At 74.2% G+C, this 13,549-nt stretch carries 16 protein-coding genes; 8 read left to right on the forward strand and 8 right to left on the reverse strand.

What is annotated here, in order from left to right:
* Positions 1-13: 13 nt before the first annotated feature.
* Together NFU81_RS35610 and NFU81_RS35615 are read left to right on the forward strand one after the other, a co-directional pair.
* Complete coding sequence (locus NFU81_RS35610; protein WP_251499733.1) at positions 14-2,005, forward strand: FAD/NAD(P)-binding protein; 1,992 nt, start codon at positions 14-16, stop codon at positions 2,003-2,005.
* Positions 2,002-3,381 carry a nitrosuccinate lyase gene (locus NFU81_RS35615; RefSeq protein WP_251499736.1) on the forward strand — a complete coding sequence of 460 codons (1,380 nt, stop codon included), beginning with the start codon at positions 2,002-2,004 and terminating at the stop codon, positions 3,379-3,381. Before NFU81_RS35610 ends, NFU81_RS35615 begins: the two co-directional genes overlap by 4 nt.
* Positions 3,382-3,425: 44 nt before the next feature.
* On the opposite strand, the gene NFU81_RS35620 is transcribed toward NFU81_RS35615, so the two are convergent.
* The gene (locus NFU81_RS35620; RefSeq protein ID WP_251499739.1) at positions 3,426-3,962 is read right to left on the reverse strand and encodes a YceI family protein; all 537 of its coding nucleotides are present in this window, start codon (positions 3,960-3,962) and stop codon (positions 3,426-3,428) included.
* Positions 3,963-4,212: 250 nt separating this feature from the next.
* Between NFU81_RS35620 and NFU81_RS35625 the strand changes: the two genes are divergently transcribed.
* Positions 4,213-4,491, forward strand: a complete 279-nt coding sequence (locus tag NFU81_RS35625) for a hypothetical protein (protein ID WP_251499742.1) — start codon at positions 4,213-4,215, stop codon at positions 4,489-4,491.
* A complete protein-coding gene (locus NFU81_RS35630) occupies positions 4,488-4,880 on the forward strand; it encodes a type II toxin-antitoxin system VapC family toxin (RefSeq protein ID WP_251499745.1) in 393 nt (130 codons plus the stop codon). The genes NFU81_RS35625 and NFU81_RS35630 overlap by 4 nt, the downstream gene beginning before the upstream one ends.
* Positions 4,881-4,901: 21 nt before the next feature.
* Here NFU81_RS35630 and NFU81_RS35635 read toward each other — a convergent pair whose 3' ends face one another.
* Complete coding sequence (locus NFU81_RS35635) at positions 4,902-5,555, reverse strand: TetR/AcrR family transcriptional regulator (RefSeq protein WP_251499747.1); 654 nt, start codon at positions 5,553-5,555, stop codon at positions 4,902-4,904.
* Positions 5,556-5,664: 109 nt separating this feature from the next.
* On the opposite strand from NFU81_RS35635, the gene NFU81_RS35640 reads away from it, so the two are divergent.
* The 4 genes from NFU81_RS35640 (at position 5,665) to NFU81_RS35655 (ending at position 8,509) form a co-directional block, all read left to right on the forward strand.
* Positions 5,665-6,624: an alpha/beta hydrolase gene (locus NFU81_RS35640; RefSeq protein WP_251499750.1), complete on the forward strand. Its 960-nt coding sequence runs from the start codon at positions 5,665-5,667 to the stop codon at positions 6,622-6,624.
* The gene (locus tag NFU81_RS35645; RefSeq protein ID WP_251499753.1) at positions 6,621-6,788 is read left to right on the forward strand and encodes a hypothetical protein; all 168 of its coding nucleotides are present in this window, start codon (positions 6,621-6,623) and stop codon (positions 6,786-6,788) included. The genes NFU81_RS35640 and NFU81_RS35645 overlap by 4 nt, the downstream gene beginning before the upstream one ends.
* An 80-nt stretch (positions 6,789-6,868) precedes the next feature.
* A complete protein-coding gene (locus NFU81_RS35650; RefSeq protein ID WP_251499755.1) occupies positions 6,869-7,465 on the forward strand; it encodes a PadR family transcriptional regulator in 597 nt (198 codons plus the stop codon).
* Positions 7,466-7,492: 27 nt separating this feature from the next.
* Complete coding sequence (locus tag NFU81_RS35655; RefSeq protein ID WP_251499758.1) at positions 7,493-8,509, forward strand: tyrosine-protein phosphatase; 1,017 nt, start codon at positions 7,493-7,495, stop codon at positions 8,507-8,509.
* Positions 8,510-8,565: 56 nt separating this feature from the next.
* Here NFU81_RS35655 and NFU81_RS35660 read toward each other — a convergent pair whose 3' ends face one another.
* The 6 genes from NFU81_RS35660 to NFU81_RS35685 are packed head-to-tail and all read right to left on the reverse strand — an operon-like array spanning position 8,566 to position 13,363.
* Positions 8,566-9,636: an FAD-dependent monooxygenase gene (locus NFU81_RS35660; RefSeq protein ID WP_251499762.1), complete on the reverse strand. Its 1,071-nt coding sequence runs from the start codon at positions 9,634-9,636 to the stop codon at positions 8,566-8,568.
* On the reverse strand, positions 9,636-10,541 hold the full coding sequence (locus tag NFU81_RS35665) for a class I SAM-dependent methyltransferase (protein WP_251499764.1): 906 nt from the start codon (positions 10,539-10,541) through the stop codon (positions 9,636-9,638). Before NFU81_RS35665 ends, NFU81_RS35660 begins: the two co-directional genes overlap by 1 nt.
* Entirely contained in the window at positions 10,538-11,191 is a 654-nt protein-coding gene (locus NFU81_RS35670; protein WP_251499767.1) for a response regulator, read from the reverse strand. Before NFU81_RS35670 ends, NFU81_RS35665 begins: the two co-directional genes overlap by 4 nt.
* Positions 11,188-11,805, reverse strand: coding sequence for a sensor histidine kinase (locus NFU81_RS35675; protein ID WP_251499770.1), 618 nt, complete (start codon positions 11,803-11,805; stop codon positions 11,188-11,190). The genes NFU81_RS35670 and NFU81_RS35675 overlap by 4 nt, the downstream gene beginning before the upstream one ends.
* Positions 11,802-12,503 carry a class I SAM-dependent methyltransferase gene (locus NFU81_RS35680; protein WP_251499772.1) on the reverse strand — a complete coding sequence of 234 codons (702 nt, stop codon included), beginning with the start codon at positions 12,501-12,503 and terminating at the stop codon, positions 11,802-11,804. Before NFU81_RS35680 ends, NFU81_RS35675 begins: the two co-directional genes overlap by 4 nt.
* Positions 12,504-12,517: 14 nt before the next feature.
* Positions 12,518-13,363 (reverse strand): SAM-dependent methyltransferase, encoded by an 846-nt coding sequence (locus NFU81_RS35685; RefSeq protein ID WP_251499775.1) that lies wholly within the window; start codon positions 13,361-13,363, stop codon positions 12,518-12,520.
* Positions 13,364-13,549: the final 186 nt, after the last annotated feature.

Genomic DNA, 13,549 nt, shown 5'->3' on the forward strand with positions numbered 1-13,549 from the left:
ACGGAGTCACGCTGTGAGCGGCGGACCCATCGAAGTGTGCCTCGTCGGCGCAGGCCCGCGCGGGCTGTCCCTGCTGGAGCGGATCTGCGCCCAGGAACGTGTGGACCCCCGCAAGCGCCCCCTCACCGTCCACGTCGTCGACCCCGACCCGCCGGGTGCGGGCCGGGTGTGGCGGCCGACGCAGTCCCGGCACCTGCTGATGAACACCGTCGCCTCCCAGGTGACGGTCTTCACCGACGCCAGCGTCCACATCGAGGGGCCGCTGGAGGAGGGGCCGAGCCTCTACCAGTGGGCGAAGGCCCTGGAACACATCGCCGCCGCGTCCGGTGCGACGTCACCCGACGACGCGGCGCTGTCCGAGGCGCGGGCGCTCGGCCCCGACACCTACCCCACCCGGGCGCTCTACGGCCAGTACCTGACCTGGGCCTTCCGGCACGTCGCCGCCAACGCGCCCGCGCACGTGGCGGTACGCGTGCACCCGGCGCGGGCGATCGGCCTGGTCGACGGCGACGCCGAACTCGGCGGCTCGGGGCCGCAGACCGTGCTGCTCGACGACGGCACCCTGCTGACCGGCCTGTCCGCGGTGATGCTCGCCCAGGGGCACGTACCGGTCCTGCCCACCGGCGACGAGGCCGAGCTGGCCGGTTTCGCCGCGGGCGCCTCGCTGACCTACATCCCGCCGGCCAACCCCGCGGACGTGGACCTGTCGTCCGTCGCGCCCGGCGAGCACGTGCTGATCCGCGGTCTGGGCCTGAACTTCTTCGACTACATGGCGCTGTTCACCCACGGCAGGGGCGGCGCCTTCGAACGCGTCGACGGGCAGCTGGTCTACCACCCCTCGGGCCGCGAACCGCGCCTGTTCGCCGGCTCCCGGCGGGGCGTGCCCTACCAGGCCCGCGGCGAGAACGAGAAGGGCGCGCACGGCCGTTACGCCCCCCGGCTGCTGACCGCCGAATACGTCGCCGCGCTGCGCACACCCTCCACCGCCAGCGAGCCGATACGCTTCGGCACCGGCCTGTGGTCGCTGATCGCGATGGAGGTGCAGAGCGTCTACTACGAGACGCTGCTCGCCGCCCGCGACACCCCCGACGGCGCCGCCGACTTCTCCGCCCGCTACCTCGGCGCCCCGTCCGGCGACGCCGAGCAGCAACTGCTGGACGAGGCGGGCATCGACCCGGCGGAGCGCTGGGACTGGGAGCGGGTCGCCCGCCCCTACGACCCCGGCGACCTGCGCGACCTGGCCGCCTTCCGCGCCTGGCTGCGCGGCTACCTCGACGAGGACGTGCGCAAGGCCCACGAGGGCAACGTCAGCGGCCCGTTCAAGGCGGCCCTGGACATCCTGCGCGACCTGCGCAACGAGGTGCGGCTCGCCGTCGACCACGGCGGCCTGGACGCCGCGTCGCACCGCGACGAGCTGGACGGCTGGTACACCCCGCTCAACGCGTACCTGTCGATCGGCCCGCCGGCGTCCCGTATCGAGGAGATGGCCGCGCTGATCGACGCGGGGGTGCTGGAGGTGACGGGACCCGGCATGCGGGTCGACACCGACCCGGACGGGCGGGCCTTCGTGTGCACCTCGGACGTGATCCCCGACGTGCTGGTGCGGGCCACCGTGCTGGTCGAGGGCCGGCTGCCGGACATCGACCTGCGGCGCACCGCCGACCCGCTGATGGGCCAGCTGCTGCGCACGGGCCAGTGCCGCCCCTACCGGGTGCCGGGCTCGGACGGCCGGGACTACGAGACCGGCGGGCTCGCGGTGTCCGAGCGGCCCTACCGGCTGCTGGACGCCCGCGGCGGGGAGCACCCGCGGCGGTTCGCGTACGGGGTGCCCACCGAGGCCGTGCACTGGGTGACCGCGGCGGGCATCAGGCCGGGCGTCGGCTCGGTCACCCTGGAGGACTCCGACGCCATCGCCGCCGCCGCCCTCGCGCTGCCCGCGCCCCAACTGCCGCCGGTACGGCTGCCCGAGCAGGTCGTCCTGACCGGTTACGGCACCACCGCGTGAGCGCCGAGCCGTACGCCGACACCGGGCTGCTCTCGCCGGTCCGGGTGGGCACCCCGGTGGAGGCGGCGGTCGGCGACACCGCGTGGCTGCAGGCGATGCTCGACGCGGAGGCCGCGCTGGTACGCGCCCAGGTCCGCTGCGGCACCGTCCCCGCGCACGCGGCCGCCGCCATCACCGCCGCGGCCCGCGCCGAGCACCTCGACGTACGCCGGCTCGCCGTGGCCGCACGGGAGACGGCGAACCCGGTCGTCGGCCTGGTCGCGGCGCTGACGCAGGTGGTGGCCGCGCAGTCGCCGACCGCGGCGGAGTACGTGCACCGCGGCTCCACCAGCCAGGACATCCTCGACACCGGCGCGATGCTGGTGGCCGCCCGCGCGCTGCGGCTGATCGGCGCGGACCTGCGGGCGGTGGCCGACTCCCTGGCCGGCATGGCCGCCGCGCACCGGGACACGGTGATGGCCGGCCGCACGCTGGCCCTGCACGCCGTACCCACCACCTTCGGCCTCAAGGCCGCCGGCTGGCGGCAGTTGGTGCTGGAGGCGGCCGAGCGGCTGGAGCGGGTCGCCGAGCGCGGGCTGCCGGTCTCCCTCGGCGGGGCGGCCGGCACCCTGGCCGGCTACCAGCAGTACGCCGGGGACGACGCGGCGCCGGACGCGGTCATCGACCTGGTGGCCGCGTTCGCCGACGAGACCGGCCTCGCGGTGCCCGTCCTGCCCTGGCACACCCTGCGCACCCCGATGGCCGACCTGGCCGCGGTGCTCGCGCACACCGCGGGCGCCCTCGGCAAGATCGCCGTCGACGTCCTGGTGCTGAGCCGTACCGAGATCGGCGAGGTCGCCGAGCCCTCGGGGGCCGGCCGCGGTGTGTCCTCCGCGATGCCGCAGAAGCGCAACCCGGTGCTCGCCACGCTGATCCGCTCCGCCGCCGTGCAGGTCCCCGCGCTGGCCTCGGTCCTGACGCAGTGCCTGCCGGCGGAGGACGAGCGGGCGGCGGGCCTGTGGCAGGCCGAGTGGCTGCCGCTGCGCGAGTGCCTGCGGCTGGCCGGCGGCGCGGCGCACACCGCCGTCGAGCTGGCGGCGGGCCTGACCGTGCACCCCGAGCGGATGCGCGCCAACCTCGCCGCGACCGGCGGGCGGATCGCCGCCGAGCGCGTCTCGGCGGTGCTGGCCCCCCGGTTGGGCAAGGCCGCCGCCAAGGAGCTGCTGGCCGACGCCTCGCTGCGGGCGGCCCGCGAGGCACGGCCGCTGGCCGACGTCCTGGCGGAACTGCCGCAGCTGGACGGGGTGCTCAGCGCCGAGGAGCTGGCCGCGCTGCTCGACCCGGCCGCCTACACCGGGGCCGCGGGGCCGCTGGTGGACCGGGCGCTGAAGCAGTGAGGGAGGGGACCGCCCACGGTCCCCTCCCCCCTGGCCCTGCGGTGTCAGTCCTGCTTGGTCGCCACGATGTCCAGCTCGATCGCGGTCGTGTCGTTGATGAAGGCCGAGCCCTTGGTGACGCCGACCTCCTTGTTGCTGATCTGCGTCGTCGCCGAGAACCTGGCCACGGGCTTGCCGTCGGCGCCGGTCTCGAAGGCCTTCGCCGACAGCCGCAGCGTCACCTGCTTGGTGACCGCGAGCGCGGTGAGGTCGCCGTCGACCAGGAAGTCGTCACCGTCGACCCGTACGCCGGTCGAGGCGAACGTGACGGTCGGGTACTGCCCGGTGTTCAGATATCCGGCGTGCTGGATGTCCGTGTCGCGCCTCTTGTGCTTGGTGTTCACCGAGGTGGTCGAGATGACGGCGTTCACCGTGGAATCCAGCGGATTCTCCGCTAATACGACGGAACCCTCGAAGGCGTCGAAGGTTCCGCGGGTCTTCATGAAGCCGAGCATGCGTACCTGGAAGGCGACCTCGGAACGGCTGGCGTCGATCACCCACGTGCCGACTTCGTAACCGGGAATGCTGACCTGCGTGGACATGGCGTTGAGTGCTCCTCGCGGTGAAATCGAACCGGAACAGCTGGTGATGGTGATACCAGAGTGGTCACCCCGCCATGCGCAGGTTATCCCGCACGACGGGTTCGCACGCTGCGTCACCAATCATGACACGAGCGTTTTCGCGACCTCACTCGGCGTCAGCTCCGATGCACCGTCCGACGCCACCGACCCGGACCCCGTCGACCCTGACCTCCCTGCGCGCAATAACAAGAGTTTTGTTAAAGTGGGGGCTATGACCACCACCCCCGATCCCGCACCCGGCGAAGGTCCCGTCCGCCCGGTCTCGGTCTCGCTGCACGAAGGGACCATCGCCGCTCTCAGGGCACGCACCGGCAGGCGCGGGATGTCCGCGTACGTCGAGTCCCTCATCCAGCGCCAACTGGAGCGGGACCGGCTGCGGGAGCTGATCGAGGACGCGGAGGCCGAACACGGGCCGGTCGACCAGGCCGCGGTCGAGGCCAAGCGGGCGCTGCTGCGCGGCGACGCGGCCGGCTCGGTCGACGCCGCATGAGCGGCACCCTCGTCCTGGACTGCGAAGGCCTGTCGGGACTCGTGCACCGCAGGCCCGAGATCACCGAGTGGCTCGCCGCGGCCGAGGTGGAGGACGTTCGTGTCGTCACCAGCTCAGTCACCCTCGTCGAAGCCCGCGACCCCAGGACGCACCAGGCCCGGTTCGACTACGCCGTCTCGCGCGTCGTCATCGTCCCGCCCACCGAGGCCATCGCCCGCCACGCGAGCAAACTGCTCGCCGCAGCCGGTCTGCACGGACACAAGTATGCGCTCGACGCCCTCGTCGCAGCCACCGCGCTCGCCTCGCCGGCTCCGGTGACCGTCCTGACTTCGGACCCCGAGGATCTCCTGGTGCTGTGCGGCCCCGGCGTCCGGGTGGTGAAGGTCTGAGACGCGCCACCGCCACCCGGCTCAGGGGAGGGTGGCGGCGATGTGGGCCAGGTGGGCCGTGAGGATGTCGTCGAAGGCGGGGGTGCGGTCGACGCCCAGGGGGCGGATGTCGCGGGCGTAGTGGGACAGGGCGGGGAAGTGTTCGGGGTCCGCGCCCAGGACCGAGACGCGGAAGAGCTCCATGCCCTGGTCGTACTCGTCGGGGGCGAGCGAGTCGACGCCGCCGTCGGCGGCGATGAGGGCGGTGAGCAGGACGGCGAGGCGGTGGTAGTGGACCGGGACCTGCGCGTCGGGCAGGCCCGACGCGCGCAGCGCCTGCAGGAGTTCCTCCATGACCAGCCGGGAGCCGGTGCCGCCTGAGGCGTAGCGGCCCCAGAGCGCGGCGAGTTGGGGCTGCTGCCCGAAGGCCCCGCGCACCCGCAGGGCCAGGGCGCGGACGCGCTGCTGCCAGTCGCCCTCGGGGCGGTGGCCCTCCATGGCGGCCACCAGGATGCGGTCGGCGACCGCGCGCAGCAGGTCGGTCTTGTTGCGGAAGTGCCGGTAGAGGCTGGAGGAGTCCGTCCCGAGCGCCGCGGCGAGCTTGCGCAGGCTGAACGACTCGGCGTCGCCCGTACGCAGCAGCTCCGCCGCCTTGTCCAGGATCTCGTCGGTCGACCAACGCCTTCTGCCGGCCATCTCGCCCCTCTCGTCCCGGCCCAGCCTAACCCATGCACTTGGCGTTGCACGCGGTGCGTGCAACACTGAGTGCACCTGGGCTCCCGGCCCGGGGAAGGGAGCAGGAGCCATGAGCGAGCCCACGGCGACGACGCGGCCGGCCGAACCCGACTGGTCGGCGATGACGGACGGCGACCTGGCCGTCTACCGCGAAGCGGAGAACCGCTTCCGGGCCTCCCCCGCGGCCCGGGCGGTCACCGGCGAGCCGGACCCCGGCGCCGGGATCGGCTGGGAGTCGATAGCCCTGCCCGGCCGCGAGCTGCCGGTCCGGGTGTACCGGCCGGCGCCGGAGCAGGGCGGCGGCACGCGGCCCGCCGCCCTGCCGCTGGTCGTCCACGTCCACGGCGGTGGCTTCGTCGGCACGGCGGTGCAGTGCGACTGGGTGACCAGCCACGTCGCCGCGCAGCTGCCCGCGGTCGTCGTCTCGGTCGAACACCGCCTGCTCGCCGCGGACACCTCGCTCGCGGACGCCGCCGGCGACGGCTGGGACGCGCTCGGGCACGTGCTGCGGAACGCGGCGCGGTGGGGCGTCGACCCGGAGCGGGTGGCGGTCTTCGGGGAGAGCTGCGGCGCCCTGATCTGCGCGCTGACCGCGCTGCGGGCCAGGGACGCCGGCCTGCGGCTGCGGGCGCAGGTGCTGGTCAACCCGGCCGTCGACGTGAGCGGCACGGCGTACGACCACGCGTCGATGACGGAGTACGCCCGCACCCCGACCCTGACCGTGGAGGTCCTGCGCCTGTTCCAGCGGCTCGCCGTCCCGCGGGGGACCGACCCGCGCGCGCTGTCGCCGCTGCACGCCGGCGACCTGGGCGGGCTGCCCCCGGCACTGGTCGTGGTGCCGACCGCCGACCCGCTGGCCGACCACGGCCGGCGCTACGCCGAACGCCTGCGGGCCGCGGGCACCCCCGCGCGGCTCACCGAATACCCGGGCGCGGGCCACGCGTTCCTCAGCCTGCCGGGGCTGGTGCCGCAGGCCGGCCCTGCCCGGGAGGAGATCACCGGCTTCCTGCGCGCCGCCCTGGCCGCGTGAAGCCGGACGAGGGGGCCGGCCGCCCGGAGGTCAGGGCGTCGCGGCCCCCGCTCGCGGGAGCCGCCGACGACCCGGCCGCCGTCACCGCGGCCCTGAACGTCGCGACCCCGCTCCCGGTGGGGCTGCTCCCCCGGCACGCCCGGCAGGCGCACGGCCACGGCTGATCGGCTCTGGTGCGGCCGCGGACCCGCTTGTATAGTCGAACTCGGTTACTCGAACTCGACTATCCACGGGGGGAGTTCTGATGCCGCCACGCGCGTTGCGGACGCCGCTGACGCTTGCGGTGCTCAGCCTGCTGCGAGAACGCCCCCGGCATCCCTACGAGATCCAGGCGCTGGTCCGCGAGCGGCACATCGACCAGGTCGTGAAGATGCGCGGCGGTTCGCTCTACGACGCGATCGACCGGCTGGCCGACGCCGGGCTGATCACCACGGTCAGCTCGGAGCGGGCCGGCGCCCGCCCGGAGCGCACGGTCTACGCGATCACCGCGGAAGGCACCGCGGTGGCGGACGCGCTGGTCCGGGACTACCTGCGCACCCCCGCACAGGACTTCCCGGTGTTCGCCACCGGTCTCGCGCACATCCTCACCCTCGACGCGGCGACCGCGGCAGACCTGCTGCGCGAGCGCCGGGAGGCGATCCGGGCCACCCACGACCGGACCGCCCGCCAACTCGCCGCCGACACCGCGGGCCTGCCGCGCGTGGTGACGCTGGAAGTGGAGTACGCACAGGCGCTGCGCGTCGCCGAACTGGCCTGGCTGGACCGGGTCGTCCGCGACATCGACGCGGGCGCGCTGCCCTGGCTGGACGTGGCCGACGCGCCGCCGTCCGGCGCCCCGTAGCCGCGCACGGACAATCGGAGGAATCACATGGGAACGGTCGTGCTGGCGGTCGACGTGGTTCGCGACGGCACCGGGGGCCTCGGGGTGTCCTGGGAACTGTCCGGCGCCGGTCCTGTGGAGCTGTCGGTCGGGCCGACGCCCGAGTCCGTAGGCCGCGGCGGGCCGGTCGCCCGGGTCGACGGTGCGACGCGGACGTCGCTGGCCGGCCTCGGTCCCGGCCGGCACTACGTGTCCGTCGCGCCGGTCGGCGGCGGCGGTGCGCTGCTCGCCGCGGAACGCGTCATGCCGCTGGAGGGCGCGAGCAACTTCCGCGACCTGGGCGGCTATCGGGTCCGAGGCGGCGGCCGCACCCGGTGGGGCATGGTCTTCCGCGCGGACGCGCCCGACCGGCTCACCGCCGCCGACCTCGCCGCGATCGGCCAGCTCGGCCTGCGCGTCGCCTACGACCTGCGCACCGACGACGAGCGCAGCACGGCGCCCTCCGCGCTGCCGGCCGCCGTACGCAGCGAGCTGCTCGCCATCGGCGGCGACGCCGCGCGCACCAGCCCGCTCGGCGAGCTGTTCCGCAGCGGCCGGGCCGGCGCCGTCCCCGACGACTTCCTGCAGCGGGTCTACCTCGACATGGCCGAGCAGGACGCGCCCGCCCTCGGCCGGGTCCTGACCGGGCTCGCCGCGCCGGACGGCGTGCCCGCGGTGATCCACTGCACGGCGGGCAAGGACCGCACCGGTCTCGCGGCCGCGCTGCTGCTGTCGGTCCTCGGCGCGGACGACGCGACCGTACTGGACGACTACGCGCTCAGCCGGATCTACTTCAGCGAGCGCCGGATGGCCCGGCTGCTGCCCAGGCTCGCGGAGCTGGGCCTGGACCAGGAGCGCTACCACGCGGTCTTCGGCGCACCCCGGCACGCGATGGCGACCACGCTGGACACCCTGCGCGAGCGGTACGGATCGCTGGAGGCTTACCTGACCGGGCCCGGCGGGGTGACGCCCGGGACGCTCGCGGCGCTGCGGGCGCGGCTGGTGGCGCCGGCCGCGGACGCATGACAGGAGGGGGCGCGGCGGTTTCGCCGCGCCCCCTCGTGCCGTCCGGTGCGGGCCGGTCAGACGCGGGCCGCCCAGTCGATCCGGTAGTCCAGGACCCAGTCCAGCGAGTTGTCGGGCAGGGCGTCGTTCAGCTTGGCCGCCGACGCGCGGGCGCCGAGCGCGACGATGCCCTCGACCCGTTCCCTGCGCAGCTGCTCGTAGCGGGCCGGGGCCTGCGCCCTGGGCAGGTCGCGCAGGCACTTCGCCAGCACCACCGCGTCCTCCAGTGCCATCGACGACCCCTGGCCGGACGTCGGCGTGGTGGCGTGGGCCGCGTCGCCCAGGATGACCATGTCGCCCCGCCACCAGGTCGGAACGGTCGGCAGGTCGTGGGTGGGCAGGGCGTACAGGTCGGTGTACGTCCCGCGGATCAGGTCCGCCACGTAGGGCGGGGCCTCGGCGAAGGTGTCCAGCAGCCGTTCGGTGAGGACGGTGCGGTCCATCTCCGCCAGTTCCGCCCGGGTCGGCTCCGCGCCCCACGGCAGGTTGGCGAACCACCACACCTCGCCCCGGCCCGAGGCGGCGTAGCCGAAGAAGCCCTTGCGGCCGCGGACGAACTGCAGTTGCGCCGGCTCGCCGGGGGCGTCGACGCCTGAGGTGAAGCCGCCGAGGTTCAGCAGCGGGACGTAGCGCGTGTCCGGTGCGGCCGGGTCGATGACGGACCGGGTCCTGGAGTGGATGCCGTCGCAGCCGACGAGCAGGTCGCCCTCCAGGGCCGTCCCGTCGGAGAACCGGGCGACCACCCCGCCGCCGGGGGCGGTGTCGGCGGCGACCAGCCTGCGGTCGTGCGCGATCCGGGCGCCGCGCGCCACCGCGGCCTCCCGCAGCACCCGGTACAGCCCGACCCGGCGTATCGGCGCGAAGCCGGAAGGGCCGACGGCGCCGGTGAGGGACTCGCGCAGCACGGCCTCCTTCAGGTCCAGCGCCTCCAGCGCGGCAAGGCCGTTCGGGGCGACCATGACCCACAGGCCGACGTCCTTGTCCTCGGCGGGGCGGGCCTCGCAGATGGTGACCTCGACGCCGATCGCGCGCAGCGCGACGGCGGTGGCGGGTCCTGCCACCCCGCCGCCGATGACCAGGGCGTGCATCACTGGCTCCTCTCTGTTCCGGCCGCGGCTGCGGTCACCGCTCCGGTCGCGGTTGCGGCAAGCGCTCCGGTCGCGGTTCCCTTCGCGCGGGCGTGGACGATCCGGCCGCCGAACAGGTCCTGCAGCGAGCCGTCGAGCGCGTAGCGCGCCACGCACTCCCGCCAGCCGGCGTCGGCGACGTCGAAGAACCCGGCGTCGGCGAGTTCCGCGGCGATCTCGTCCGGGGTGAAGAACGACTGCCACGGCTCGCCCGTCCGGGCCATCGCCTCGACCATCGCGGCCCGCGCGGGCCTGCGGTGCGGCGGCAGGGCGGCGGCCGGCTGGTTGTAGTCGAAGACGATCTCCGCGGGCGCGGGCAGCCCGCCGATGAAGTGCACGGTGTCCAGCAGCGCGTCCGTGGTCAGATAGGGGACCACGCCCAGCATCAGGAAGAACGCCGGTGCGTGCCGGTCGAATCCGGCGGCGTCGAGGGCCTCGTCCGCGTTCCGCTCGGCGAAGTCGACCGGGCAGAACGCGACCGTGTCGGGCACCTCGATGCCGCTCGCGGCCAGCCGTTCGCGCTTCCACGCCTGGGTGGCCGGAAGGTCGACCTCGAAGACCCGCAGCGCCGGATCGCGGTTGCGGTAGGCGAAGGTGTCCAGGCCCGCGCCGAGGATGACCACCTGCCGGGTGTGCGCGGACGCGCGCAGCGCGTCCTCCGCCACCCGGTGGCGCAGCGCCATGAACAGCCGCACCTCGGCGGGCATTCCGGGCGTGCCCGGCGGCGTGGGGGGCTCGCCGAGGCCGTCGACGATGCGCTCCGCCAACGGGTCCGCGAACACCGGGGGCGAGTCCGCCCGCTGGTGCACGGCGCGGGCGCGCGCCGAACTCAACGCCGTACGGCTGGGCCGGCCGGTCTGCGTCACCGCTCGCCTCCTGTCGTGGTCAGCCGCAACCGCCGGGCGCAGCTGATGAGTTCCGCCCGGCGGCTGACGCCGAGCTTGACCTTGATCGACGCTCGCTGCGCCTCGATGGTGCGGACCGACAGGCCGAGCTCGTCGGCGATCTGGTCGTGGGTCAGACCGTCGGCGATCAGCCCGAGAACCTCGCGCTCCCTCCTGCTCAGGGTGCCGTCGGGATCGGCGTGCAGGTCCAGCAGGGCCGCGCCGAGCGCCGGATCGAGGTAGCGGCCGCCCGCGGCGAGCGCGTCGACCGCGGCGACGAGCTCCTCGGCGGCCGCGTCCTTGGCCAGGAACCCGTGCGCGCCCGCGGCGAGCGACTCCCGAGCGGATTCCAGGTCGTTGTGCATGGTCAGGATGAGCACCCGGGTGGCCGGCGACACCGCCCGCACCGTGGGCAGGACGCCGAGGCTGGGGGTGCCGAGGAAGCTCAGGTCGAGCAGCAGCACGGTGGGCCGGTGCCGGTCCACCTGCTCGACGGTGCCGGCCAGGTCCGCCGCCTCGCCGGCGACCCGGTAGCGGTCGTCGGGCAGCAGGGTGCGGATGCCGCAGCGCACCACCGGGTGGTCGTCGCAGATCAGGATGGTCGGCCGGAGCGCGGCAGCGGGCGCCGTCATCGCGTGACCGCCCCCTGCGGCGCCGGGTCCCTGGGCAGCGACAGCGTCACGAACGTGCCCGTGCGGCGGGACTGGACGGCCAGGTAGCCGCCCGCGTCCCTCGCCTGCGCGTGCATGGCGGCCATCCCGAAGTGGCCGCCGGCCGCGGGCGGTTCGAAGCCGCCGCCGTCGTCGCAGACCACGCAGACCAGCCGGTCCCGCCCGCCGGCCACGGCCACCCAGGCGTGCCTGGCCCCGCTGTGCTTGGCGGTGTTGTGCAGGGCCTCGCGCAGGATCCGGTACGCGACCAGGTCGTTGCCCGCCCACCGACCGCGTGGCGTAGTGCGGTTCTCGACCCGGATGCGGATACCGGTGACGGACTGGAGCTGTTCCGCGGTGGCGGCCAGCGCGCTGGGCAGGTCGGGTTGCGGCGGGCCGGCCGGGGCCGTACCGCCGATCAGCCGGCGCAGGTCCGCGATCTCCCGGTCGAGCAGCGCCTTCAGGTCCACGGCCAGCTCGCGGGGCAGCGGCCCGGGCTGGGTGAGCGCCCGGCCCAGCTGGATGCGGGCGACGGCCAGGGACTGCAGCACACCGTCGTGCAGGTGCTGGGCCAGCGGGGGCAGCTCGCCGCTCATCGCACCCCCGGGAAGCGTGCGGAGAACAGGCAGACCGCACCGGTCCTGGCCGTCTCGACGTCGGTGAACCGGGCGCGCAGCTGCTCGTCGAGGTCCTCCAGCCGGTCGTCGAGGTTGCTGAACACCTCGCTGCGGTTGAGCTTGGCCAGCAGCTTGCCCGAACGCCCGGTGTGGTGCGGGCCGTTGCCCAGGACGGTGCTGCCGAAAACCCGCGCGCCCGGCCGCAGGAACGGCACCACGTGGTCGAACACCACGGACTTCTGCGCCATCGACCCGGGCAGGCAGTGCAGCAGGAAGTTCATGCCGACCGAGTCGAACCGCGCGGTGCCCAGCGGGAACGGTTTGAACGCGTCGCCGACCCGGGTCTCGGGGTGGTAGCGCCTGATGCGGTGCGCCGCGGTGGCCAGCACCACCTCGTTGAGGTCGAGCAGGGTGATCGAAGGGGATTCCACCGGAAATCTGCTTTTGTCCAGAAACCAGCCGGTGCCGGGTCCGATATCCAGATGTGCCGCGCCGACCTGCCGGTCGTAATGCGCGAGCATTCGCCCGCGCGGGCAGCGCCACATGAACCGGCTCATCATGCCGAGCACGAACATGTCATAGGTGGCGAGCATCGGCCGCCGATAGGACTCGGCGGCGGCCTGGATGCGCGCCTCTGTCGGATTCGGGAGTTCGGTCTGCGCCTGGTTCGATTCCATGTCCTTCGTCCCCGTCAGTCGCGGGTCGCGATGATGAACTGGCCGCCGGGCAGCCGGTCGTCCGGCCGCCCGTACCGCGGTCCCAGGTCGCCGCGCTCGGTGACGCCGATGCTCCAGCCCTGGCCGGCCACCCAGTCACGGCCGCCCGGGCCGAGGCCGCCGCGGACCATCGCGCTGATCCGGTTGGCTCCGGGCGTGGTCAGCGCCGTGGCGGCGGCCCTGGGGTCGGGACCGGCCTTGTCGGAGTGCTCGAAGACCAGCCGGCTGCCCGGCGCGGACAGCGCGCCGACGTCGGTGATCACCTGCCGCGCCTGCTCGGCGGTCAGGTAGGGCAGCACGCCCTCGGCGACCCACGCGGTGGGCCTGCCGGGGTCGAAGGCGGTGCCGCCCAGCCGCGCGGCGAAGTCTTCGCGCAGGTCGGCGTGGACGGCGGTGCGCGAGCGGGCGGTCGGCTGCGCCCCCGCGTCGGCCAGCACCTGGTCCTTGAAGGCGAACACCGACGGCGTGTCCACCTCGTACACGTCCGCGGCCGGCAGCGCCAGCCGGAAGGCGCGCGCGTCCAGGCCGGCGCCGAGCAGCACCACCTGCGTGCAGCCGGCCGCCGCCGCGTCGCGCACGAAGTCGTCGATGAACCGGGTGCGCACCACCCCGCGGGAGTAGAACAGGTCGACCCAGGCGACCAGCGACGGCCACTCGTCGGCGTCGAGGACCGCCTTGGCCGCGTCGACGAACGGCTGGGCGTAGGGGTCGTGGAACATCCGGTCCGCGCGGCCGGACTCCATGGCCCTGGCCATCGCCACGGCGACCGCGGTGACGCCGGCGCCCGCCGGTGCGGTTGTCGGTGCTGCTGACGCGTCCATTCCCGTCTCCTCAAATCGGGGAAATCAATTGGGGTCAGTGAATCACCGAGTTCGAAATGGCGTCAATAATTCGAGGGGTCGGCAATGCTCATTCGCGAGGATGGTGCCGCCTCATTCTCTGGTATGAGCCGATTTAGTTCGCTGGGCTGAAGATAATCTGGACCATTATTGCGTAGCCTTGGTCGC

Source organism: Actinacidiphila cocklensis (assembly GCF_907177275.1).
In the GTDB taxonomy this organism is placed as follows: domain Bacteria; phylum Actinomycetota; class Actinomycetes; order Streptomycetales; family Streptomycetaceae; genus Actinacidiphila; species Actinacidiphila cocklensis.

What these genes read in the sequence shown, in the direction of transcription:
- NFU81_RS35625 (WP_251499742.1), top strand. Translation starts at nt 4,213, where the DNA reads ATGACCACCACCCCCGATCCCGCACCCGGCGAAGGTCCCGTCCGCCCG.
- NFU81_RS35655 (WP_251499758.1), top strand. Translation starts at nt 7,493, where the DNA reads ATGGGAACGGTCGTGCTGGCGGTCGACGTGGTTCGCGACGGCACCGGG.
- NFU81_RS35670 (WP_251499767.1), bottom strand. Translation starts at nt 11,191, where the DNA reads ATGACGGCGCCCGCTGCCGCGCTCCGGCCGACCATCCTGATCTGCGAC.
- NFU81_RS35675 (WP_251499770.1), bottom strand. Translation starts at nt 11,805, where the DNA reads ATGAGCGGCGAGCTGCCCCCGCTGGCCCAGCACCTGCACGACGGTGTG.
- NFU81_RS35635 (WP_251499747.1), bottom strand. Translation starts at nt 5,555, where the DNA reads ATGGCCGGCAGAAGGCGTTGGTCGACCGACGAGATCCTGGACAAGGCG.
- NFU81_RS35650 (WP_251499755.1), top strand. Translation starts at nt 6,869, where the DNA reads ATGCCGCCACGCGCGTTGCGGACGCCGCTGACGCTTGCGGTGCTCAGC.
- NFU81_RS35680 (WP_251499772.1), bottom strand. Translation starts at nt 12,503, where the DNA reads ATGGAATCGAACCAGGCGCAGACCGAACTCCCGAATCCGACAGAGGCG.
- NFU81_RS35640 (WP_251499750.1), top strand. Translation starts at nt 5,665, where the DNA reads ATGAGCGAGCCCACGGCGACGACGCGGCCGGCCGAACCCGACTGGTCG.
- NFU81_RS35620 (WP_251499739.1), bottom strand. Translation starts at nt 3,962, where the DNA reads ATGTCCACGCAGGTCAGCATTCCCGGTTACGAAGTCGGCACGTGGGTG.
- NFU81_RS35660 (WP_251499762.1), bottom strand. Translation starts at nt 9,636, where the DNA reads ATGCACGCCCTGGTCATCGGCGGCGGGGTGGCAGGACCCGCCACCGCC.
- NFU81_RS35630 (WP_251499745.1), top strand. Translation starts at nt 4,488, where the DNA reads ATGAGCGGCACCCTCGTCCTGGACTGCGAAGGCCTGTCGGGACTCGTG.
- NFU81_RS35685 (WP_251499775.1), bottom strand. Translation starts at nt 13,363, where the DNA reads ATGGACGCGTCAGCAGCACCGACAACCGCACCGGCGGGCGCCGGCGTC.